Here is a 22,966-nt window from a genome sequence, read left to right on the forward strand (position 1 = left end):
AACAGTGCGGTCCACCACATGGGGTCGGAGCCGGCTCTGATCCAGTACAAGCGTCGCAAACGCTCCAGCACTAATGCGGCATGCGAATCCTTCGCCCGCGAATTGTTATTTTAGACTTGGGGGAATCAATTTGATATACCCCGGGCCCCGCCAGCCCTTGCCCTTTATGCGCCACGGTACCTTTGTGCCGGCTTACATACCGGGAAGATTTCGTGCAAGCATTTTGTCCAAATCGGGATTTCCGGGCTACGGCCTGGCCGCGGGCTCAAGTCGGCCGTCTGCGATCGACCACCGGGTCCGCACCTTGCCGGTTGCATCGTAGAGCCTGACCTCTCCGCTTTTGCCCTGTGCGCTCAGCTCCAGAAGGCTGACGTCGCCGACGGCCTCATCGGGATTTTCGAGGATGAAGTGTGCCGACCGATTCGTATCGTCCACGTACATGCCAATGGCATCGCGTTCGGGATAATCGAAGGCAATAACGCCGCGGCCATTACTAAGCCATGACATGCCACCGCGTTCATTCCCGTCAAGGTCATGAATGATCATGCCCACGGAAGCGCCGACGCGATGAAAGTGGGGGATCACCTTCCCCTGCTCTGCGGCGTCGTCTGCTCATCCCGGAGGCAACCAGTTTAAGCGTCTATGATCATCCACATCTCACTTGCTGCGTAACGGGCCCACCATGAAACGCATCGGCTTCCTCTCCTTCGGTCACTGGACCGACTCCCCGCACTCGGGAACGCGCACGGCGCGCGACGTGCTTCTGCAATCGATCGACCTTGCCGTAGCGGCCGAGGAAATCGGCGCGGATGGCGCGTATTTTCGCGTCCACCATTTTGCCAATCAGCTGGCGTCGCCCTTCCCGCTCCTGTCGGCTATCGGCGCGCGTACCAAGCGTATCGAGATCGGCACCGGCGTCATCGATATGCGCTACGAGAATCCGCACTACATGCTCGAGACGGCAGGCGCTGCCGACCTCATTAGTGGCGGACGCCTTCAGCTCGGTATAAGCCGTGGATCTCCAGAGCAGGTGATCGAGGGGTGGCGCCATTTTGGCTACACACCGGCGGCAGGGGAAACGGACGCTGACATGGGGCGCCGGCACGCTGAGGTCTTCCTGCAATTACTCGAGGGCAAGGGCTTCGCCCAGCCCAACCCGCGACCGATGTTCCCGAACCCGCCGGGGCTGCTCCCTCTTCAGCCGCACCCGCCCGGACTTCGCGAGCGCATCTGGTGGGGTTCGGCGTCGAACGCCACGGCGGTGTGGGCGGCCAACACGGGCATGAACCTGCAGAGCTCGACGCTCAAGGCCAATGAGACCAACGAGCCACTGCATGTCCAGCAGGCAAAGCAGATTCGCCTCTATCGCGACACCTGGGCGAAGGCGGAACACGGTAGGGAGCCACGCGTATCCGTCCTGCGCTCGATCTTCCCGCTGATGAACGATCAGGATCACGCCTATTTCGGACGCAGCAAATCCAGCGACCAGATCGGCTTTATCGACAGTATGGAGGCCGTCTTCGGCAGGACCTACGCGGCGGTTCCCGAGGTACTGGTCTCCGAACTGGCGGCCGATGAGGCGATCGCCGAGGCCGACACGCTCCTGCTCGCCGTTCCGAACCAGCTCGGGGTGGATTACAACGTCCACCTGATTGAGTCGATTCTCACGAAAGTGGCTCCAGCGCTGGGCTGGCGATGATCTGAGGCAGCGGCCAGGAGGCATTCGCTGGCGCTATCGGGCTCATAGCAAGAAACGATTGGATAACTGGGCTGTTGCGGCGCACCATTTCCGTGAAGCCTTTGTCCCCTTGAGTCCGATACCCATGAAAAACCACTCGTTTTTCCGCACGCCTGCCCGCGTGATCCCGCTCGCCCTGGTTCTCCTGAGCGGCGGTACGCTGGCGATGGCTGCCGATTTCAGCAGCCATGCTCAGGTTGCCGTCACCACGGTCACCAGCGCGGCGACGATCCTCCCGTACGGTGCTGTCGGGCATGATGCGACGACGGTTTCGGCACCGGTGCTTCCGTATGGCGCCATGAGTGGCGAAGCCACGACTGCCTCCGCCGCCATCCTGCCGTATGGCGCGATGAGCCGCGACACGACGCTCGCGTCGGCGACGATTCTTCCGTATGGGGCGATCGGGCCGCACGCTGCTCCGTAACGGGTAAAAGATCGCCGCTGAAGCGGCTCCCACAAGAGCTTAAGGGCGAGCGCTCTCAGGTTGCTTTTACGAATTCGGTTTCGATGAGCAGGGTGACTTCGTCGGCTTCCAATGGGATCCATTGGCCGACGCCGAAGTCCGAGCGCTTGAAGGTGGCTTCACCTGAGAAGCCCATGCGCGTGCCGGCAAAGCCGCGGTAGGTCACCTTCAGGCTTAAAGGCTTTTTCACGCCATGAAAATCCAGGACGCCACTGACCACCAGCTGGTCGCCCGTGATCTTCACCGTCGTCGACGTGAAGGTCATAACCGGATATTTATCGGCTTCGAAGTACTTCTGGGCGATTCGTTTGTCGAACGCCTGGTCGCCGGTGTCGACCGATTTTGGGTCGACAGAAATCGCCAGGCCTGACGCCGTCGCCTGCGCCGGATTGAACTGATATCCCCCACTGACGCTGTCGAAGCGAAGCGTGTACCGGGAAAGGTCCATGTGGGCGAGTTTCGCGATGACCGACGTGTGGTGCGGGTCGAGTTTGTACTCACCCGCTGCCGCCGCTTTGGGATCCTTCGTCAGGTTCAGGCTCTTGTACTGCGAAGCCGCGCTCGCGTCCTCCGGTGGCTTTTGCTCCGTCTGGGCGGATGCAGCAAGTGGCACTGTCATCAGCCATGCCACAAAGATGGGGGCGAACGTGCGCGTAGTCATGAGGTCAGGCCCGAAGTTGTCGTGACGGAGGAGTCGGCGGCATCAACACTACCCCGGTCGACTACCTGACGTCACCCCAACTTCCGGCCTGCCGCCCTATCTCCGGCCAGGAGCGCATCCTGTCCTTGCGGCGGCGACTCAGTTACCCGTGCCGGTGAACTGGCCCCTGACAGAGGCATTCACCGTCTTCGTCCACATGCCCCAATAAGGCGTCGAGCAGGTCACCCGATGGCGTCCACTGCCCGATCGCCGGATGAATCAGCATGGCCTTGCGCGCCTCCAGGCGACGGTCGTTCAGCACCGAAGCGATCGCCGCGCGCTCGTACGCTTTGACCGACCGGACCAGGCCGTTCACGGCATCCGGCAAGGGTGCGATGGGCCGCGGAACGATCGAATCCAGCGAGATGTCCGAAGCAATCTCGACGATGTCGTTATCGGGCAGGTCCGGCAGCGCTCCTTGGTTACGCGTGTTAACCACGATGCGTGCGGGCTTGGCACCCGTCAGCCCGCTCATCACGTCGATCGCGATGCGGTGATAACCGGTCGCCACGCGGAACGGGTCACCCTGCAGGCTGATACCCTGGTCGAAGGCCGAACCGCCCTCGGCTTCCAGCTTCATGTACGAGCCGGAGCGTTGGTTGAGGTAGGCCGCGTAGATATCCACGGCAGCGTCGCCATCGCCTGCGTCCAGCCGCGCGGTCAGGGTGGCCAGAAGGTCATCGTTGAGCCGCTGGATTTCGCCGCCACGACTACCACCCTGCTTGCGCTGATTGTCCAGCGCGCGCTGTCGCTCGTAGTAGAAGAAGAGGTACTCGGTGGGGATGAGCCGCAGCGTGCGGATCATGTCGAAGTCGAACAGTGGCGCGAGGTAAAGCTTGCGTAGCAATTCGTCGCTGTCGAGCAAGCGGTCGATCACCTCTTCGCCGCGCACACGCACGCCACGCACCCAGCCGAGGTGATTGAGGCCGACATAGTCGCACTCGACCTCGTGGGCCGGCTCGCCGAGCGCATGCGCGATGTTGTGGAACAGCTCCGTCGGCGTGTCGCAGATGCCGACGATGCGCGCCTTGCTGTGATCGGTCACTGCCTGGGTGATGAGACCGGCGGGATTGGTGAAGTTGACCAGCCACGCCTGCGGGCTCAGGCGCTCGACCATGCGCGCCTGTTCGATAGCCACGGGAATGGTGCGCAAGGCCATCGCCACACCGGCGGGACCCGTGGTCTCCTGGCCGGGATAGCCCTGTGCAATGCTCGCACGCTCGTCCGCGGCGCGCCCCGCGATGCCGCCGATGCGAACGCTGTTGAGCACGAAGTCCGCGCCTTCGATCGTGTCCTCCAGCGAGGTCGCCGCACGCAGCTTCAGGTCGCCGCCGAAGCGACGGACCACGGCCTTGCCGAGGTCGACCATGATCCGCAGCCTTGCCGGATCCGGGTCGTAGAGCACCATTTCCGCGGCGCCGAGTGCCTCGGCCGCTTCGTTGACACCGAACACCACCAGCGGGGAACGAACACCGCCACCTCCAATCAATGCGATCTTACGATCCGTACGTTTGCTCACGAAGGGTCCTCAATTGGGGGGAATGGGGAAGCGCTTGAAGGGCACCAGCTGCAGTCGTGCACAGCGCGCCGCAGATACAGCCGCGCTCGACACAACCGTCGATGGACTCGCCATCGAGAAGACCGTCAATGACGCCCGCGTCGAACGCGTCGCCAGCACCCGTGGAATCGACCGCCTGGATGCGCGGGGCCGGCACGCGGCGCAAGCCGCGCGTGTCGGCGATCCACGCACCATCGGCACCATGTTTAAGGACAGCGCGACGGATACCTGCAACGGACGACCACGCTTCGTACGATGACGGCGTCTCGTCCCCGCACAGCAGCGCGGCTTCTTTAGCGTTGGGAAGAAACAGGTCGACGTCCCGACAGCTGAGGTGGTTGTCGGGATCCTGTAGCCATGCGGGGCTGTAGCCCACATCCAGTGAGGTCGTGCAGCCCGCTTCGCGCAATAACGGCAGCAGGGTGGCAGCGAGGTCGCGCGGCAACGGCATGGCGAAATGCACGTGGCGTGCCGCCGCAAGGTCGGCCACGATCTCCGGCGAGGCGAGCAATTCGGGCAACGCGCGGTTCACGCCGGTATACGTAAAGAACGAGCGGTCTTCCACCGTGGAAACGCTGACCGTGATGCCGGTGCCATCGCTGCCAAGACGGATGCCGTCCATGCTGACACCGAACTCGGCCAGGCGGCTTTCGAACCAGTCCAGGTCAGCTTCGCCGATCAAGCCGACCAGACGCACGCGGCGCCCCAGCCGAGACAGCGCACAGGCGGTGTTGATGCTGCCACCGCCCAGCTCACGCAGGTAGTTCTCGGCGAGCACCTCTTCCCCGGGGCCGGGCCAGGTGGGGAATCCGCTGAATACATGATCGGCGTATATCTCGCCGACCACGGCAACGTCCCATGATTTCAACGTTGCGGGAATGGCCACGTTCGGGACCTCCTTGCTTGCCACAGGAAAAGAAGCGTACCGGCCAGCACCGCGCCCACCGCCGTGACGATGGACGATGTGCCGGCGGTCGCCACCAGATAAAGCCAGCCGATGACACTGATGACGATCGGCAGCGGATACAGCGGCATACGGAAGACGTCCGCGTCCGCGCGTCGCTTGCGCAAGGCCACGACAGCGAAGCACTGCGCGATGTACTGAAACAGGATCTGGGTGACCATCAGGATCGCGATCAGGTGCTCGAGCGAAAGAAAGCAGGCCGCCGCCGAGGTCACGCCAACGAACACCAGCGACACCGTGGGGAAGCCACCACGAGGATGCAGCCGTGCAAACACCGGGAAGAACTGGCCATCGGCTGCCGCGGCGTATGGCACGCGGGAATACCCCAGCAGCACAACCAGCGCGGAACCCCAGCTTGCAAGCAGGATCAGCAACACGGCCAGGGTACCGCCGGTGCGGCCGTGGATCGCCTGCATGAAGTCCGCCACCACCGCCTTCGAATGGGCCGCCTGCTCCCAAGGCAGGACGCCGAGAATGCTCAGGTTGAGCCCGAGGTAAAGCACGGCCACCAGCGGAATCGAGATCAGCACGGCCATCGGAATCGTGCGCCGTGGCTTTTTTACCTCGCCGCCGAGCATGCAGACGTTGTTGTAGCCGCCGTAGTCGTACACGGCAATCAAGGCGACCGCGCCCAGACCGAGCCAGAATCCATGCGACGTATCCACGTGCGCCTGGAAGAAGTGGCTCGCCACGGCCGTATTGAAGTGCGTCACACCACTGAACACGATCCAAGCGCAGGCGACGACGACGATCGCGCTGACGAACACCGACAGCCGCTGGATCTGACCTACGCGACGATAGAGGACCGCCGTATTTGCAAGGCAGAGCCCCGCTGCAATGAGCGCCCTTCCCGTGTCGCCGATCGAAGGAATCAGGAAACCAGCGTATTGCGCGAAACCCACCGCGGCACTGCCGATCGACAGTGGTGCCGTGAGCAGGGTCTGCCACAGATAGAGGAAACCAAACAGACGGCCCGCCTTGTCGCGTCCATACGCTTCGCGCAGGTAGTGATAAGGGCCGCCCGACGCGGGAATCGTCGAGCCGAGCTCCGCCCAGACCAGTCCGTCGCACAGGCAAAGCAGTGCGCCGGCGATCCAGCCCAGGAACACCGACGGCCCGGCGAGCGCGGACAGTGCGATGGGAATCGTGACGAACGGCCCGATGCCGATCATGTTCAGCACGTTCGCCGACAGGCCACCCCAGAAACCGATGGCGCGCGGTGGAACGATGGGGCCGCTCGGTTCGCTTACGCTGGCGCGCATCAGGTATTCCTCGATGCTTGCAGGCTGTCTGCGGCCTTTACGACCGCAGGTGTGGTCTGGTGCAGGTCGAACAACAGTAATTCATTGTCGCCGGCCTTCAGCCACGGGCCGGGGCAGAACAGACGCTGCTGGGGACCGATATTCCAGTATCTACCGAGTAGCTGACCGTTGATCCAGAGGTAGCCTTTGGACCAGGCGCTGAGGTCGATATAGAGGTCGCCTGGGGTTTCGATGTGCAGGTTGGTTTTGAAGAAGATGGCGGGGCGTCGCGGACGGGATATCGCCGCTGAAGCGGCTCCCACAAGGGCATGACGCATACCAGCTGATGTGGGAGCCGCTTCAGCGGCGATAGGCCGCAGGCCCCGGATCCACTCATCATCCAACGGAATTGCCCAGGCCTCGACATCCGCCAACGCCACCCCATCGACCGACGCCGGCCCGATCAACCCCTTATGGTCCCCGATACGCGGCCCGAAATTGATATGCCCGAACGTGTCGACCAGGATGTCCAGCGTGCGCGGCGTCGCACCGGCTCCAGCAACCTCTCCAGCAGCAGGCGTCCCCAGCCTCACCTCAGGCAGCGAATTCAGCGTCGAATGCTCCACCCGCGACGCCACTCCCACCTCACGACCATCGACATGGACCACCGCGTAGTCGCGCACGTTCTCCAGATGCAAGACCTCGCCCTGAGCGATCCGCTTGCGATAGACCACCAGCCCCTGGTCCTGACCAAACAGGATCTCGTTCGGCCCGGGCGATGGCAGGGTCACTGCCGCACCCGGAAGGTTGTCCCATAACGATGCAAATGGCTGCGGCGTCACGGGCGCAAAGATGGCGGAAGGCGGAGCCGGCGGGAACGCAGGCGGCGCGACGTGAGTGACCTCCTCGATCACCCGACGCAGCCGCGTGTACTGCTCCGTCGGACGCCCACGCTCGTCGATGGGTGCACCGTAGTCGTAACTGGTGATCACCGGCTGGAACTGCGAACCGTCGTCTTCGGCGTTGGAGCCTGCGGTGAGGCCGAAATTGGTGCCGCCATGCACGACGTACAGGTTGAACGAATATCCCGCGCGCATGATGTGCCGCAGCGTTTCCTCATAGTCCTTCGAAGCGAACGTCGGTTCACCCCAATGCGTCAACCAGCCGGGATAACCTTCGCCCACCCACACGGGCGACTCGCCGGCGTATCCCCTGCCCTTGACCAGATCAGCCACGTCGGCACCGTCCAGTCCCAGCGCGGTGCCTTGCGGATAGGCCTTGCGACGTTGCAGGTCCTTCAGGCCATCCGATACCGAGAATGGTCCGTTGATCCCGTGCTCGCGCCAGATATCACGCAAGGCATCCAGGTAACCGATGTCGTCGGCGAACATCGAATACTCGTTCTCGATCTGCAGCATCAACACCGGACCACCCGCACCGGCCATGAGTGGCGCGATACGTGGCGCGAGCGCAGCGATATAGCGCCGCACGGCCGCCATGTAGCGTGGATCGTCGCGCGTACGCAGCCGAGTATCGGGATCGCGTAGCAGGTAGGCCGGCAGCCCGCCGTTGGTCCACTCTCCACAGATATACGGGCCCGGGCGCAGGTAGACCCACATCCCCTCCTCGGCGCACAGGCGGATAAAGCCGGCAACATCCCGGTTCCCGGTCTCGAAGTCGAAGACGCCGGGTTCGCGCTCGTGGTGGTTCCACATCACGTAGATCGCCACGGTATTCAACCCCATGGCGCGGGCCATGCGGATGCGATGCCGCCAGTGCTCCCTCGCGATACGTGCCGGATGCATCTCGCCGCTATGTACGCGAAACGCCTCCCCGTCGAGCAGAAACTCGCGCTTGCCGAACCCGAAGGCATGCGGCCGGCCGTCCGGCGCCACCGATACACGGGTGCCAGCGAGCGATGCCGCCCACCCGCGCCCGGCGAAAGCCAGCGGGGTGAGCAGCGATAACGCGAGAAAGCTACGACGATGCATGCTCAGAAGTTGTACTTCACGGTCAGGAGGGTGGTTCTTCCTGCGTCGACGATATCCGAGTTGGCCAGGCTGTTCTTGCCGATATGCGACCAGTAGGAGTACTGCTTGGTGAGGTTACTGACCTGGAGATCGAACTGCAGGCCATTCTCCATCGCGTACCCCAGATGCAGGTCGACCCGCCGAATCGGCCGGATCCACAGGTCATCCCAGGTGCTGTTCTGGTTGAGGAAGTCGTAGGTCGACAGATAGGAGCTGGTGTAGTGGTAGCTGAGGTTCGCCGAGAAACCATATTTCTCGTAGAACAGCTCGGCATTGGCCATGCGCGTCGGCGCCGACTGCAGGCGTTCGTTGTCGAAACCTTCGCGCCCCAGATCCACCTTCGAGTTCTGCCGGGTCGCGTTCACGCTGAAACCCAGGCCATCGAACGGCGACGGCAGGTTCTGGAATTTCTGCCGGTACGTCGCTTCGAGGCCCACCACGCGACCATCGCCACCGTTGGTCGGCGTCTTGGTCAACACGGTGCCCACGCCCGACGTATTCGGGTCGGCCTGGCCGCCGCCGCTGTCGTAGATGTAGTTACGCAGCTTCTTGTAGTAGCTGGACAGCGAAACGTAGCCGCCGTTCTGGGTGGTCCACTCAGCGCCCAGGTCCACATTCGTAGACTTGATCGGTTTGAGGTCCGGATTGCCGGTCGTGATCGTGGTCACGCCATCGGAAACATTGATCTGCGAGCCACCGCCAAGCTGGACGAACGCAGGGCGCGTGTAGCTCTGCCAGACCGCAGCGCGGTAGACGATGTTGCCATCGGGGCGGAAATTGATGAACAGGCTACCCAACGGCACGTTGTAAACGGTGTGGTTGTTGGAGAAGTAGCCCGGCTGCTCGTTCCCGTCGGCATCCTGCGGCGTCGTCCAGAACGTATTGCGGATGGTGGTGTGCTCGAAACGCACGCCGGGAATGACTTCCCAGGGGCCGCTGTCGAACGTCGCCATGGCATAGGCCGCAGTCACGGCCTCGGTGCCGCGCATCGTGTCGCAGTTGAAGTTGTTGTAGTCGAGCTGGCTGCAGGTATCGAGGTCGCCCGGCTGCAGGTGGTTGGCGATAAGCGACGCGACCGCCGAACGGCTGATCTGTGGCGTCGTCCAGTCGAACTTGCCCGGGAAAATCTGGTTGTAATAGCCCTTGATGATCCCAAGATCGTTGAGGGTGGTCGTGCCATCGTTGATGCCCGCCGTGGAGTAATCCCGATCGGTGAACTCACGCGAGCTGTCGCTGTACTTCACGCCGAACTTGATCGACTGCAGCGGACCGTCTTCGAAGTCGTACCGCAGGTCGAGCTTGGCGCCGCCACGCTTCTGGCCCGAGCGGATGTCGGTCACCTCGCCATAGTCGTTGGCATACATGTTCTGCAGGTTGTTGACCGAGTTCAGCAGGCCCGGGGTCAGCGCTGGATACGGAAAACCATGGCTGCCGTAGTTCAGCAGCGAACTCTGGTTGTAGGCGAAGTTGTCCTGCGAGTACTTGTCCTCGCGGCCATCGATCTCGACGTGGTTCGGACGATCGTTGCGGCCGATGCTCCAGAAAACGTTCGGCGAGATTGTCCAGCCACCCGCGGTCTTGTCGGCACCGAACTGCACCGTGGCCAGATCGGCACGCTCGGGATTGGTTTCGTACCAGAACCGGTTCGCGATGCGACCGATGTTCGGCGTGTAGACCCCCGGCGTCGCCGAAGGCACGTAGGTCACGTCCTGCGGAAGGAGCTGGCTGTACGTGGTGTTCTGCTCGGTCAGCGCGTACGCATAGGTCATGCGCGCATAGGCTTTGAGCGTGGGGTCCACGTTCCAGTCGAGCGAGATGTTGCCGCCGTAGCGGCGCTCGAAACCGGAGGCGATACCGACGTTGGTGCCAAGGCTGGTCAGGTTGTGCGCCGGATCGTAGCCGGCCGCGTTCTGGCCGTCGGCGGTGGCGTGCAGGAAGGCCCAGGAGCCATCGTTCGAGGCGCTTTCGGCCGCACCAATCTCGCTATTGGCAATGTTCCGGTAGTCGTAATAGCCGCTCACGTACACGCCGAACTGCTTCTCCGCGCCAAACTTGCCCTGCAATTCGCCGGCCAGGCCGCTACCCAGGCCACTGCCACCGTAGTCACGCGCGCGGCTCTCGACACGCCCGCTCGTGGTCACGCTACCGCTGAAATCCTTCTTGAAGTCGAACGCACTCGGCGTGCGGAAGTCGATCGTGCCACCAATGGCATCGCCGTCCATATCTGCCGTCGATGTCTTGTTGAGCACGATGGTCTGCAGACCCGAGGGCGGCAGCAGGCTGAGCTGCACGCTGCGGCTATACGGCATGCCCTGGGCCACGTTGCTGCCGTTGACCAGGTTCACGTTGTACTCGGACGGAAGGCCGCGCACGGAGGTAAACATGCCCTCGCCTCGCGCCGCACCGTCGATGCCGCCGAAGTAACCTGAGCCGGTGGTCGTCACGTTCACGCCCGACATCAGGCCCAGCGCTTCGGCCACGTTATGCACGGCGGTGTGCTGCAGGTCCGCCGCGGACAGCACATCCACGGTGTTGATCGAATCCATGCGCATGTTGGTCGCGTCGTAGCGGTTGGCAACGACGCTTAGTGCCTTCATCTGCACTGCCTTGTCCGGCTTGGCCGGCGCGGCCTGGCCGTCTGCGGCAGGCTTTGCAGGCGGCGTTGCCGGTGCGGCCGGCGTCGCATCCTGGGCGAATGCGGAGCCACCCAGCACGGCGCACAACGCCGCCACGAGACACTTCTTCTTGTTGAAACCCTTATGAATACCCACGACTTACCCCCACCCCGAGATGCCTTTGGAAGCACGCGTGGCACGACGCCACGCAATGCGCAGTTCAGCTGATCAGCGGGTTCGTCGCGCGGTCCGGACGTGACACATCGCTCACGCCAGCGCTAGCAGGCGTGCGTCGACATCACGACGGACGGGTGAACGTGCCGATCAGGTTGGTCGGACGATCAGAGGGAGGTTTGCGGCGGAGAGTAGCCGGCAACGCACTTGCCGCGCGAACGCAGGGCGCTCAGCTTGGCACGCGCGAGGATGGGCAAGCCGTCGGCCATGACGCGCGCGAACGGGCGTCCTGCAACAGCGCAGCTGGCGGTTTCATGTGAATTGGGCCGACGCATCGTAGCGGTCTGTCCGTCATTCATCGCGAGCTGCGAATCGGCGACCCGAGAGGGTCGCCGGAAGGGTTACGCGAACGGACGTCCAATCGGACACCGCGCGTGATGCAAGATATAGCGCACTGTAAAAATCGCGTCAACTGCCAAAAATGCATAGGTGACGGGATGTTGCGTCGCAGCAGCCCTTCTGAAGGAAGAGATCGCCATGAACGAGCACGCCCACTTCGACGCCATCATCTGCAGGGCTATTCGCGAGCAGCGCCTGCTCGTTCTCGAATATGACGGAGCGCGACGCGTCGTCCAGCCTCATGTCTATGGCGACGACCACACTGGCGATCGGCTGCTGAGCGCGTATCAGGTCAGCGGCGGGAGCGCCTCCGGCGAATCACGAGGGTGGAAGTCGTTTCGGCTGGATCGCTTAGCGACGGTTGAGTTGGACGACGGTTCGTTTCACGGAGCGCGTCCGGAGTTTCAGAGGAACGATGGGGCCTTCGCGCGGATCGTTTGTCAGCTCGGCGACTGAGACGCCATCGCTGCCTGATACGAATTAATCCTTCGTCGCCATCCTCCGGAGCACAGTTTTCCGCTGTACGTAGTGATGGAACAACGCAGCAAGGGCATGCAGAAAAACCAACGCGGCGAACACATTCGCCGCGAGTCCGTGCAATGCGTTGACGCAGAGGATCGTCCCTCTCACTCAGGGATGCATTTCCAGGGACACCTCATGTCACAAAAAATCAAAGCGTATAGCCCATGGCCAATGCTCCTGGCCTCCGCCTTCGTCGTCGCGACATCGCTTCTTTCGTCTGCCGCGCCCCCCCCTGCGGCCTCCTTCACCCTATTGCAGGTCCGACCAAGTCATTCCTTCATGCCCCGCCAATTGAGTAAACTGCCGCCTCCTAAGGAGATCTTCATGGAGTCCAGGATGCGTCGTTGGGGAGCGGTGAGCGTAGGTGTGCTAGGACTTCTTGTAGGTTCGTCGGCTAACGCCGATATCTACAAATGCACACGACAGGGTCAGGTGGCTTACCAGGAGACACCCTGCGATGCCGGTTCGCAGCAGGTGGCACAACAAGAAAGCCATAGCGGAGACTTCGTCGGCTGCTGGATCAACCCGGACAATCGCTACCGGAACACCTCCGTCTGGCGTATCGAAGCTGTCGGCACCGGTTTATTCCGGCGTACCGCCCCGCAAGGGTCCATGGGTTACATAGGCTCGTCTTCATTGCTCAAGCCGGCCTCTGCCGAGGAGCTGGCGATGGTGTCCAATATGGGACCGTGGCGGGCCGTGGCAGGTATCAATCGCCACGTCGACACCCCTCAGGCATATCCGTATCCCAGCCGCTATCGCATGCGCGCCTCGACTGCGTCCGACGAGATACTGCGTATGCAGAGCCAACAGCAGCTCGAGGGGCTGTACCGTGGCAGGGACAAACAAGGGCAACCGGTAGTGTTCTTCCTGGCGCAGAGCGGCGAGCGTCAACGGCTTATTTCTGCCGAGTGTCCCTAGGGAATAACTCAAGCGCATCTTGCTGGTGATCCGCGACGAAGACGGTCGCGCGGACTACGCGCGGCATTTATAAGTCTGCAACTTGACTCACTCCTGCTGTGGCGCTAGTGTCGCTCGTAACACGGCCCGATCCCCTGTGTCTCCGGACATAAGGTCGGGTTTTTTATGGACGAAAATCAGTGTCGACTTATGCACGCCCGCACAGGACGTTCCAGGATCAACTTGATCAACTAGAAGCAAGACGCCTGAACGTTGGCGATCAAACCACCGCACTCGCATATCTGCGGCAACTCGGCTACTACCGGCTCAGCGCTTATTGGTACCCGCTTAGAAAAAGAGAGGTCCTGACGGGCTTTGACGGACGACTGCGCAGTGTCGTTCGGGAAGATTTTCAAGACGGCGCATCGTTCGAACAGGCCGTTCGCCTTTACCAGTTCGACAAGCAACTCCATGCACTTCTTATGCAAGCAGTCGAGCACATCGAAGTGGCATTTCGCGTCGATATCATCCCTTCTGGCACTGACCACCCAATTCTCGCCATTCCTTTAGTGCTCCGCCCCATTCAGCAAATCCCTGAACTTCGTCAGTTCAGCCTGATCCATATCCGAGACGATGGCAGCAGGCTGCCCGCCGAGCGTGGCAGCCTCCAGCACGTAGCCCTGCATCTGCACCGGCGCGCTGCTACCCGAAGCAGTCGCCGACGACAGCACGAAAACATCGATCACGTGCTTACCGTGGCGATACACGAGTACGGGAACGCGTTCCGTACCGGCATAGTCGATACGTCCGCCAATGAGGGAGTACCCCTGCGCGGCAAAGTCCTCCACAACAGGCGCCGTCGCGATTCTCCCGGCGAACCAGGGCTTGACCGTGTGTTGATCGGTGGACACCACGTCGATCGGCGACGTTGCCGCCAATGCACGCCAGTGGCTGGCGAAAAGGTCCCTCGTAAGCTGCGACGACGCTTCGACTGACGGCGGGGACACATGGTTCCACGCAGCCAACGAGATACCACCCGCGACGAATGCGAGCACCCACGACGCAGCGAGCGCCAGCCGAGGTGCCGGCATGCGGGATCTCCGATGCGAAGCCGGCACCACCGCTTCCTCCTGTATGCGCGCGCGCAACGCATCGGGTGCGCGATAGCGCGGCGCATCCTTGCGTAACGACGTACGCAGCGCATCGAGCTCAATCAGGGTCGCGCGGCAATCCGCACATTCGTCGAGGTGAGCTTCGAATTCGCGACTGCTCGCGCGATCGAGTTCGCCATCGAAGTACAGCGGCAGCATTTCGTTAGCCGTCTTACAGTCCATGAGGGTCCTCCATGGTGCCGCCTTCGGTCAGGGCCTTCTGTAGTAACGCACGCCCACGGGCCAGACGGGACATCACGGTTCCGATGGGCGCCCGCAGCACGTCGGCGATCTCCCGATACGACAGTTCTTCGATCTCACGCAGGATGAGCACTTCGCGAAACTGCTCCGGAAGGTTTCGCAGGTGGAGCGTCATCAGCTGCCTGCGTCGGGAGCTGTCGAGCCGGTCTTCGACATCGTCGGCATCGACGCGCGGCATCCAGCGTTCGGCGGCCACAGGATTAGCGTCGATAGCGACATTTCGCTTCTCCTTGTTGCGAGCGGCCAACCTGGCCAGGCAACAGTTGCGCACGATCGCCAGCCACCATGCTCGCGCGTTGCCGCCTGCGTACGAATCAGAAGCGCGCGCAGCGCGAAGATAGGCATCGTGGACGGCATCCGCCGCATCCTGTTCGCTGCCGAGCAACCACCGACCGAGGTTATAGGCAGCGTCAAGGTGGCTCAATGCCAGATCGTCGACAAACGCGCGGCTACTCATACACGAAGCATACGCTGGATAACGCCATCGCGATCGAAGAAGCGATGCTTCAGCGCGGCACCGAGATGACCCACCACGAGGATGCACAGCGTCCAGACGAGCGACACGTGCAGGGTATCGGTGAGCAGGCGCAACGGCTCGTCCTTGCCGATCAGAACAGGCAGGTTCCCGATCCCGAAGAAGCTGACCGGGTGCCCTCCCGCCATGCGATGCATGTAGCCGGTCAGCGGCACCAGGAACATCAGGGTGTAGAGAACCCAATGCAGGGTATGCGCCACCTTCTGCTGCCACGACGGGATATGGGCAGGCAGTGCGGGTGGCCGGTGGGTCGCCCGCCAGAACAACCGGAACACCGCGAGCATGAAGATCAGCGTACCGAACGACGCATGATAGAACAGCACCACGTCATGTCCCGGGGCGCTCTTGGGAAAAGTCTCCATGAAGAAGCCGAGACTGACGTTGAGGAAGATCAGCAGAGCGATGAGCCAGTGCATGGCCACGGCCACCTTGGAGTATGAGGTTGGCGGCGAAATCGACACGGCGTTCGCCGTCTGGACGTACGTAGACATGGCAGAGCCCTCTGATCACGGCACGGGATGCGTGCCCATGACAGACAAGATCTTCGGTGGGCACGTTTTATTCCCGCAGGGCCAGGCAGCGCCAGGCAGCACTAGACGGACCGCACCGCAGTTTCCTGCGATCAAGGCGCTAGAGCATGAATTTCAGCGTGAGCACGCCGTAGGTCAGGAAGAGGGATAGCCCCAGCCAGACCGGCAGCATCCAGCGGGGGCTGTTCTCCTGCCGGAAGGCCATCCATAGGGCAAAGGGCACGATCGAATACCGGTTCTCGATGAGGGCGGACGAAGCCAGGCAGATGACGCTGAACGGGTAAATGAGCCACCCGCGTTGGTCGCGAAGACGGGTGAACACGATGGAACATGCGGCAAGCGCGACGAGGATGGAGAAACAGACCCTAGCCCAACCGTGCGCTACGAACGCGATGAACGCGTTACGGATGAAGTAGTCCTGGAACGCCTGGTTGTCACCGCTACCGTGCATCCGCGTCCAGACGGCCAGGCAAAGCGGAATAAGCAGGAGCCACGGCCTGAGGCGCACGGCCTCGCCAAAGGAAATGACGCCGCTCCAGGCTTCCCGAGGAAACAGGACGAGGAACAGGAACAAGGCGAGCCACACGTTTCCGCCGTGCAACGTAAGGTCCGGGTGGGCGCCGGATATTCCAGACGAGAAAACGATGGTTCCGTTCCACCGCCAATAAGCGAGGAAAGCCAGCGCCGGCAACAGGTAGGGAGCCGCGGCGGCGATGCTACGCCCGAGCCGTGCCCGAACGCTGTTCCCGAGAGCCGACAGCGAAGGCCATGCAGCATAAGTGGCCAGGAACACCGCCCATATGATGTTGTTCTGACGTACCGCCAAGGACAGCGTCATGATGCAGGCGGCCAGAAAATGCCGGCCGTGAAGCGCGGACAACACGGCCAGCAGCACCACCGTCAGCGAGAAGATGTCCGTGTAGACGAGAAAGTCGTACGGAAAGAACAGCGGAAACGCAAAAAAGAGCGAAGCACTTAAGAGCGCGTCGTCGTCGCCCAGCTTGCGCCTGATGAAGAAGAACACCAGGGCGGCCGTCACCCCGAACCCGGCGCTGATATCGCGCATGGCGCCTAGCGAAGACAATCCGCTCGCGCTCATCAGCGCCGCCATCACGATGTGGTAGCCCGGAATCATCGCCAGGTTCGGCTGGGTATCCCAACGGCCGGCCAGAAAGCTGGCCACCTGTGGCACATGCACGCCTTCATCGACGATGGCTTGCGATTGCCATAGCGCAAGGCGAACACAGCAGGCCAATGACACGGCCAACACAAACAAGCCCGCGGCGCGCCAGCGGACCATCACGTTCCCGACCATGGTGAAAAGCTTCCTGTTGACCCTGTTGCATAGGGTAGGCGATTTTTCTTACGAATGGCGAGGATGCTGGATTTCACGACACCAGCAAGGCAATCTCCTACCCATGGCCGCGTCTGCGGCTTCGGTCATCGGGGGTTCGGCGTGATCAATCTGCACCTGGGTGCCGGCAGACCAGCGCGAACCTTGCGCCTGGCACTCCTCGACGATGACGACATGCTCCGCGACCGGATCCTGGCGCCCAGGCTCAGGCAGTTCGGCTTCGAGGTCACGGCGAGCGGCAGCGCGGCCGAGCTGCATGCCGTGGTCGAGCATGAAGTGCCCGACATCTTCCTTCTGGATCTCGGCCTGCCCGACGGCGATGGCTTCCAGGTGGCGCGCTCGCTGCGCGCCGCCGTGCCCCGGGCCGGCATCGTCATCCTCAGCGGTCGTAGCGACAACGTCGATCGGGTACGCGGTTTATTCGAAGGTGCCGACGCTTACCTGACCAAGCCCGTGGAGATCGACGTGCTCGTCGCGACTCTCTACAGCGTGGCGCGGCGGCTCGAGCCCGAGACGAGAGCCGCCCCGGCCGGCCACTGGGCACTCATCCCGGACGAGTGGTTCCTGTTATCGCCTTCGGGTGCGCGGGTGATGCTCAGCAAAAGCGAGCGCCGCCTGCTGGACGCCATGCTCAAGCACGTGAATGAAGTCGTCTCCCGCGAGACCCTGATCGCCGTTCTCACGGACGATGTCGACGCTTTCGACCCGCACCGCCTCGACTCCATGGTGCACCGCCTGCGCCGCAAGGTGCTGTCAGCTCTTGGCGAACCCCTGCCCCTGAACGCGGCCCACGGCACGGGGTACGTTCTCCAAGCCTGAAAAAAGCGGCAGCAGCAACCGTATCGTCGTCCCCTGCCCCGGCGAACTCTCCACCGTGGTCTGGCCACCGGCTTGCATCACCAGGTCGTGTACGACGCTCAACCCCAGGCCCGTGCCACGATCCGTGGGCTTGGTCGTGAAGAAGGGATCGAACACCTGCAGGCGGATCGGTTCGGCCATGCCGGTACCGTTGTCCCGCACCGATAAAGCCACGCATCCGTCACGCTCTTCCAGCGCGATGGTGCAGACGCCCCCGCCGGGCATCGCGTCACGCGCATTCGTCACCAGGTTGATGATCGCCAGTTCGAACTGGCTGCGGTCGAAGCGAATCAGCCGTGGCCCGGGCGGGAGCTCCATGTGCAGCTGGCACTGGGACGGGAGGCATTGCCGAGCCAGCGGACGCAGTTCCTGCAACGCCGTTACTGCGTCGAATTCTTCGGTGAACGTGACGTCGTTGCGACTGAAGTTGAGCAGCTTGCGGCACACAGCCGTGCCGCGACGGGCAGCCAGCTCGATGCCTTCCATCGCGTCGGCGATGGCGCGCGTGTTCTCATCCTGCGGCTCGTCCTCGGCCGGAAGCCGGTCGCGCTCGGTCGTGAAGCCAAGGATGATGTCGAAGACGTTGTTGACATCGTGCGCGACGCCGCTGGCAAGCTTGCCTACGGCGTCCATCTTCTGTGCGTGGAGCAGTTGCTCCTGCGTTCGCTCGCGCTCGGCGATTTCCAGCGCCAGTTGCTGCCGGCGACGGTCCGACTCGAGCAGACTCTCTCGCAGGGCGTAGATACTGCGGTCCACGATCAAGGCGATCAGCAGGTAACTTGTCAGTGCACGCATCGGCAACAGGTTGTAGATGCCCAACAGAAAACCTGGCGCATCACCCATGCCCGACGCCTTCAGCGGATCTACGCTCATCACCAGGATCGCCGCTTCCACCGCGAACGTGATCCACAGCGCCTTGCGGCCAAGCATCAGGCCACTCAGCGCCAGGATCATCATCAGCGTGAGGTTGCCATCGGTCGCGTGATAACCGAACGCGGCGTACGCCACGGCGCCGGAGGCGAGCATGGTGGCCACGAACTGCGCCACGGCCAGCGGGAAACGGCCACGGCGAATCAGATAGAAGCCCAGCCACGCCGACACGGTCATCGCCAGGTCGGTGCCGATATCGATGGCCATCGCCGCCGGGACGCCGATTCGCGCCTTCCCGTAGAAATGTTCCTGGAGGTAAGCCCCGTGCAAACCGAACAGATAGAGCTTGGTCGCGGGGATGCGCAGCCCCTCGAAGATCAACAGCAGTTGCATGAAGCCGGCGTTGCGCCGATCGACCGGGTCGTCGATCGGTGGATGGGCGAACCAACGGCGAAGGCGGGACATGATCGTGACTTTCCCCTGCTCGCCCGGCGGTGAGAAATCGGTGAGAAACGGGCCAGTCGAGCGTGTGTGACTTTGCGGCCGATGTAAAGCTATCGTCGAGCGTCCGTACGAACCTGCGTCGTACGGACACGTGCCGAAGGGGCAGTTCGTTACGAACTGGGCACAAGAACTTACGAGGCTTTACGGGCTCTTTCCTTCGGGGGTTATATGTCAGCAAACACGTTCAGGCCTTGGCTTGTGGGAGGCGCGCTGCTGGTTGCCGCCGGTGCCGCATGCGACGCGCACGCCGCCGCGGCTACCGCCACGGAAGGCAGCACCACCACCACGCCGTTACTTACCAGGTCGGTCGACAAGAGTCAGATGACCACGCTGCCAGGCAGCGTGCCAGCCAAAGCCCGCAGTAGCGCTGACGCCGGGGCGATGAACACCACCGAGGTGATTGCCTCGATGACCCTTGTGCTCAAGCGCGGCGACGACCAGCAGAAGCGGTTCGATAACTACCTTGCTTCACTGGACAATCCATCCTCGCCCAATTTCCACAAATGGCTCACCGCGCGCCAGGTCGGCGAGCAGTTCGGGCCGAACCAGAAAGACATCGCCGCCGTGAAGGCGTGGCTCGGCAGCCAGGGCCTTGGCGTCAAGAATGTCTCCGCTGACGGCATGCTGATCCGCTTCACCGGTTCCGTCGGCGCCGTGCAGCAGGCCTTCGGCACATCGCTCCATCACTTCACCGGCGCCGATGGCAAGCGGCACTTTGCCAATGCCGCCGAGCAGAAGCTGCCGACGGCGCTCGTTCCCGTGGTCCGTGGCGTGGCCTCACTGACCGACTTCTTCCCGAAGCCGCAGAAGAAGGACGCTCAACCGGTCAAGCGCAACAAGAAAGGCGAGTGGATCACCGCCGGTGCGCCCTCGTCCGACTTCAACTTCGTCTACCAGGGTGACGTGCAGTACGACGTCGTACCTGCCGACTTCGGCACCATCTATAACGTCAATCCGCTGTGGAACCAACCGACCCCGGTCCGTGGCGCCGGGCAAACCGTTGCCGTGCTCGAGCGCACCGACGTGATGGATGCCGACATCGCCACGTTCCGGCATACCTTCCTGCCAGCGGATGCCAAGGGTGTCTTCACCCAGGTGCACCCGGCGGGCTTCGCCGGCGATACCAGTTGCGCCGATCCGGGCACCAATGCCGATGAGGGCGAAGCGGCCCTCGACGCCGAGTGGGGTGGTGCAGCCGCACCCGACGCCAACGTGACGCTGGCCTCGTGCGCGGATAGCGGGGCCGATTTCGGCGCTTTCCTCGCCGCGCAGAACCTGCTGGAGCAGGACGCCCCGCCGCCGATCATGAGCCTGAGTTACGGCGAGTGTGAATCCGTCAGCGCCGCGGTTGGCGACCTCGACGAAGCTGCTGCCCTATGGTCCACCGCGGCGGCTGAGGGCGTCACCGTTTTCGTCTCCACCGGCGACGCTGGCTCGGCCGGTTGCGACCAGAACCAGGTGGCTTCCAGCTTCGGTATCGCCGTCAATGGACTCGGCAGCACGCCCTATAACATCGCCGTCGGCGGTACCGACTTCGATGACTTCAAGAAAACGCAGAAGTACTGGCTGGCCGGCAACGGCGAACTGGGCGCGAGCGCGATCAGCTACATCCCGGAGCAGACCTGGAACGACTCCTGCGCCAGCGCCTCGCTCGACAAGGTGCTGGGTATCGCCAATCCGAACAACGCCTGCAACTCGGCGGCCGGTGAAAGCTTCCTCAACACCGCAGGTGGCAGCGGCGGCCCGAGCTATGTCTGGTCGCAGCCAACCTGGCAGCAGGGTATCGCTGGCATGGACCAGAATGTCACCCGCGCGTTGCCGGATATCTCGCTATTCGCGGCGAACGGGCTCTATGGTCATGCGTTGATCTTCTGCATGTCCGATGCCGATCAGGGTGGTGTGCCGTGTAACTACCTCGACCCGACCGACTCCCTGTTCAACAGCGCTGGTGGCACCTCGTTCGCGGCTCCGGCCATGGCGGGCGTGCAAGCCCTCGTCGACCAGGCCAGCGCGGCGCGTCTGGGTAACGTGGGACCGACGCTCTACGGCCTGGCTCGTACGCAGTACGGCACGGTGGCCTCGCCGGCCGCAGGATGCAAAGCCAACGACACCTCCTGCATTTTCCACGACGTGACCGTCGGCGACATCGACGTGCCCTGCTTCGCTGGTACCGGCGATTGCTTCGTCAAGAAAGGCCAGCAATACGGTGTGGTCAGCGATGGCGGCCGGGCTTCACTCGTCACCGCATGGAAGACCGGCAAGGGCTACGACTATGCGACCGGCCTGGGCTCGGTCAACGTCACCAACCTGGCCAACGCGATCGCGGCAAAGCAGACCCGGGGACAGATCATCCCGCGCACGTGGGACCTGGCCTTCGCCAACGACAGCGGCAACCCGGGCGTCGGCCTGAACTCGGTCCTCGACGGCAAGAGCACCCTGCTCCTGGTCGGTCCGAAAACGGGTAACGCCACACTCGTTCGGTTGAACGGAAGCACCGTGCTCGACAGCGATACGTGGGTGCCCGTGACCCAGGGCGACCAGATCGCCGACGGCTTCCAGCCGGGTGACCAGGTCAAGGCCATTCCGGTGGATATCTTCGGCGGCCAGCTCGTCGGCCAGACCGTGATGGAAAGCGATAACCCGACCACCCACACGATGAACCTGGCGGTCTACAGCTACGGCTGGGAGAACTTCCGCTTCCCGTATGCGGCTGGCTGGAGCCTCGTCGGCGCCGGCGTGGTCGATGCCACGGGCAAGTCGAAGCAGATCTGGTTCAACGCGACGACCGGCAAGGTGTCGTTCTGGGAGATCGATTGCAACGGCACCCTCAAGTTCGGCCGCTTCGACACCATGGACTGCCAGCAGAGCGTGGCCAAGACGGTCAACGCACCCGCGGGCTTCACTCCCTACCTGGCTGACCTCAATGGCGACGGCATCCTTGACATCGTCTGGACAGGCGCGAAGCGCGCGGTGAACTACTGGATCAACGATGGCCAGGGCAGTTTCACCAAGACCGTTGGCGACGACGCACCGGCTGGCTTTGACTTCGTCGGTGCAGGCGAAATCGCGGGCAGCGGCAAAACCGACCTGATCTGGTTCAACGCCTCCACCGGCAAGCTTCGCTGGTGGGAGATGGACGGCACGACGCTGTCGAGCCAGCAGACCATGGCGGCACCGTCGGGCTACACCGTCGCCACCATCGAAGACTTCGACGGCGACGGCCTGGCGGACCTGCTCTGGACCAATGCCAAGGGCAAGGCTGTGCTCTGGCAGGGCGTCGGTGATGGCTTCGTCTCGCAGCAGGTAGCTGACGGCACGGGCACGGCATATGTCGTCCCGGCGGGCTACACGGTGCAGATGAATCGCGTGCAGGGCGTCGTGAACGCCGCCCCGTCCGCCGCCGCTACTCAGGTGGCAGTGGCCACCACGCACTGACCTGAAACAGGGTTGCATGGGAGAGGGGCGAACAGAAAACCGTTCGCCCCTTTTTTTGAGCGCCGCCCCCACCCCGAAACCTGTGGGAGCCGATTCATCGGCGATAACCAGCCCACCTCACCCCGTCCGATTGCCAACGGCCAACCAACGATGCACTCTCTGCC

General features: G+C 62.8%; 20 protein-coding genes and 1 pseudogene. 7 read left to right on the forward strand and 14 right to left on the reverse strand.

Annotated features, from left to right (window positions below):
* Positions 1-246: 246 nt before the first annotated feature.
* Positions 247-552 carry a hypothetical protein gene (locus ACVWWJ_RS11480; protein ID WP_456967900.1) on the reverse strand — a complete coding sequence of 102 codons (306 nt, stop codon included), beginning with the start codon at positions 550-552 and terminating at the stop codon, positions 247-249.
* A gap of 130 nt (positions 553-682) precedes the next feature.
* On the opposite strand from ACVWWJ_RS11480, the gene ACVWWJ_RS11485 reads away from it, so the two are divergent.
* Together ACVWWJ_RS11485 and ACVWWJ_RS11490 are read left to right on the forward strand one after the other, a co-directional pair.
* Positions 683-1,699 (forward strand): LLM class flavin-dependent oxidoreductase, encoded by a 1,017-nt coding sequence (locus ACVWWJ_RS11485; RefSeq protein ID WP_456967902.1) that lies wholly within the window; start codon positions 683-685, stop codon positions 1,697-1,699.
* Between the two features lie 124 nt (positions 1,700-1,823).
* Positions 1,824-2,162 carry a hypothetical protein gene (locus tag ACVWWJ_RS11490; RefSeq protein ID WP_456967903.1) on the forward strand — a complete coding sequence of 113 codons (339 nt, stop codon included), beginning with the start codon at positions 1,824-1,826 and terminating at the stop codon, positions 2,160-2,162.
* Between the two features lie 55 nt (positions 2,163-2,217).
* On the opposite strand, the gene ACVWWJ_RS11495 is transcribed toward ACVWWJ_RS11490, so the two are convergent.
* The 7 genes from ACVWWJ_RS11495 to ACVWWJ_RS11525 form a co-directional block, all read right to left on the reverse strand.
* Positions 2,218-2,832, reverse strand: a complete 615-nt coding sequence (locus tag ACVWWJ_RS11495) for a YceI family protein (RefSeq protein ID WP_456967904.1) — start codon at positions 2,830-2,832, stop codon at positions 2,218-2,220.
* A gap of 172 nt (positions 2,833-3,004) precedes the next feature.
* Entirely contained in the window at positions 3,005-4,420 is a 1,416-nt protein-coding gene (locus ACVWWJ_RS11500) for a family 4 glycosyl hydrolase (RefSeq protein WP_456967905.1), read from the reverse strand.
* Positions 4,398-5,345: a carbohydrate kinase family protein gene (locus ACVWWJ_RS11505; RefSeq protein WP_456967906.1), complete on the reverse strand. Its 948-nt coding sequence runs from the start codon at positions 5,343-5,345 to the stop codon at positions 4,398-4,400. Before ACVWWJ_RS11505 ends, ACVWWJ_RS11500 begins: the two co-directional genes overlap by 23 nt.
* Positions 5,324-6,685 carry an APC family permease gene (locus ACVWWJ_RS11510; protein WP_456967907.1) on the reverse strand — a complete coding sequence of 454 codons (1,362 nt, stop codon included), beginning with the start codon at positions 6,683-6,685 and terminating at the stop codon, positions 5,324-5,326. Before ACVWWJ_RS11510 ends, ACVWWJ_RS11505 begins: the two co-directional genes overlap by 22 nt.
* Complete coding sequence (locus ACVWWJ_RS11515) at positions 6,685-8,655, reverse strand: beta-galactosidase (protein WP_456967908.1); 1,971 nt, start codon at positions 8,653-8,655, stop codon at positions 6,685-6,687. Before ACVWWJ_RS11515 ends, ACVWWJ_RS11510 begins: the two co-directional genes overlap by 1 nt.
* A gap of 2 nt (positions 8,656-8,657) precedes the next feature.
* The gene (locus tag ACVWWJ_RS11520; protein ID WP_456969697.1) at positions 8,658-11,426 is read right to left on the reverse strand and encodes a TonB-dependent receptor; all 2,769 of its coding nucleotides are present in this window, start codon (positions 11,424-11,426) and stop codon (positions 8,658-8,660) included.
* 224 nt (positions 11,427-11,650) lie between these two features.
* On the reverse strand, positions 11,651-11,818 hold the full coding sequence (locus tag ACVWWJ_RS11525) for a hypothetical protein (RefSeq protein WP_159889120.1): 168 nt from the start codon (positions 11,816-11,818) through the stop codon (positions 11,651-11,653).
* A 202-nt stretch (positions 11,819-12,020) separates the two neighbouring features.
* On the opposite strand from ACVWWJ_RS11525, the gene ACVWWJ_RS11530 reads away from it, so the two are divergent.
* Positions 12,021-12,338, forward strand: coding sequence for a hypothetical protein (locus tag ACVWWJ_RS11530; protein ID WP_456967909.1), 318 nt, complete (start codon positions 12,021-12,023; stop codon positions 12,336-12,338).
* 24 nt (positions 12,339-12,362) lie between these two features.
* Here the strand turns inward: ACVWWJ_RS11530 and ACVWWJ_RS11535 are convergent, their stop codons facing one another.
* Positions 12,363-12,512 (reverse strand): cytochrome b/b6 domain-containing protein, encoded by a 150-nt coding sequence (locus tag ACVWWJ_RS11535; RefSeq protein WP_456967910.1) that lies wholly within the window; start codon positions 12,510-12,512, stop codon positions 12,363-12,365.
* Between the two features lie 27 nt (positions 12,513-12,539).
* Here ACVWWJ_RS11535 and ACVWWJ_RS11540 point away from each other — a divergent pair, with 27 nt between their 5' ends.
* A complete protein-coding gene (locus tag ACVWWJ_RS11540) occupies positions 12,540-13,325 on the forward strand; it encodes a DUF4124 domain-containing protein (protein WP_456967912.1) in 786 nt (261 codons plus the stop codon).
* Positions 13,326-13,504: 179 nt separating this feature from the next.
* A pseudogene (locus ACVWWJ_RS11545) lies at positions 13,505-13,822 on the forward strand (Abi family protein); the annotation flags it as partial.
* 48 nt (positions 13,823-13,870) lie between these two features.
* Here the strand turns inward: ACVWWJ_RS11545 and ACVWWJ_RS11550 are convergent.
* The 4 genes from ACVWWJ_RS11550 to ACVWWJ_RS11565 form a co-directional block, all read right to left on the reverse strand.
* Complete coding sequence (locus ACVWWJ_RS11550; RefSeq protein ID WP_456967913.1) at positions 13,871-14,638, reverse strand: anti-sigma factor family protein; 768 nt, start codon at positions 14,636-14,638, stop codon at positions 13,871-13,873.
* Complete coding sequence (locus ACVWWJ_RS11555) at positions 14,628-15,140, reverse strand: sigma-70 family RNA polymerase sigma factor (RefSeq protein WP_456967914.1); 513 nt, start codon at positions 15,138-15,140, stop codon at positions 14,628-14,630. Before ACVWWJ_RS11555 ends, ACVWWJ_RS11550 begins: the two co-directional genes overlap by 11 nt.
* A 29-nt stretch (positions 15,141-15,169) precedes the next feature.
* Entirely contained in the window at positions 15,170-15,742 is a 573-nt protein-coding gene (locus tag ACVWWJ_RS11560) for a cytochrome b (protein ID WP_456967915.1), read from the reverse strand.
* A 139-nt stretch (positions 15,743-15,881) separates the two neighbouring features.
* Positions 15,882-17,096, reverse strand: a complete 1,215-nt coding sequence (locus ACVWWJ_RS11565) for a hypothetical protein (RefSeq protein WP_456967916.1) — start codon at positions 17,094-17,096, stop codon at positions 15,882-15,884.
* 141 nt (positions 17,097-17,237) lie between these two features.
* Here ACVWWJ_RS11565 and ACVWWJ_RS11570 point away from each other — a divergent pair, with 141 nt between their 5' ends.
* A complete protein-coding gene (locus ACVWWJ_RS11570; RefSeq protein ID WP_456967917.1) occupies positions 17,238-17,954 on the forward strand; it encodes a response regulator transcription factor in 717 nt (238 codons plus the stop codon).
* Here ACVWWJ_RS11570 and ACVWWJ_RS11575 read toward each other — a convergent pair.
* Entirely contained in the window at positions 17,889-19,328 is a 1,440-nt protein-coding gene (locus ACVWWJ_RS11575; protein WP_456967918.1) for a sensor histidine kinase, read from the reverse strand. The two genes, ACVWWJ_RS11570 and ACVWWJ_RS11575, sit on opposite strands and share 66 nt — an antisense overlap.
* A gap of 207 nt (positions 19,329-19,535) precedes the next feature.
* On the opposite strand from ACVWWJ_RS11575, the gene ACVWWJ_RS11580 reads away from it, so the two are divergent.
* Entirely contained in the window at positions 19,536-22,802 is a 3,267-nt protein-coding gene (locus tag ACVWWJ_RS11580; RefSeq protein ID WP_456967920.1) for a protease pro-enzyme activation domain-containing protein, read from the forward strand.
* Positions 22,803-22,966 lie beyond the last annotated feature (164 nt).

The organism is Luteibacter sp. HA06 (assembly GCF_054061215.1).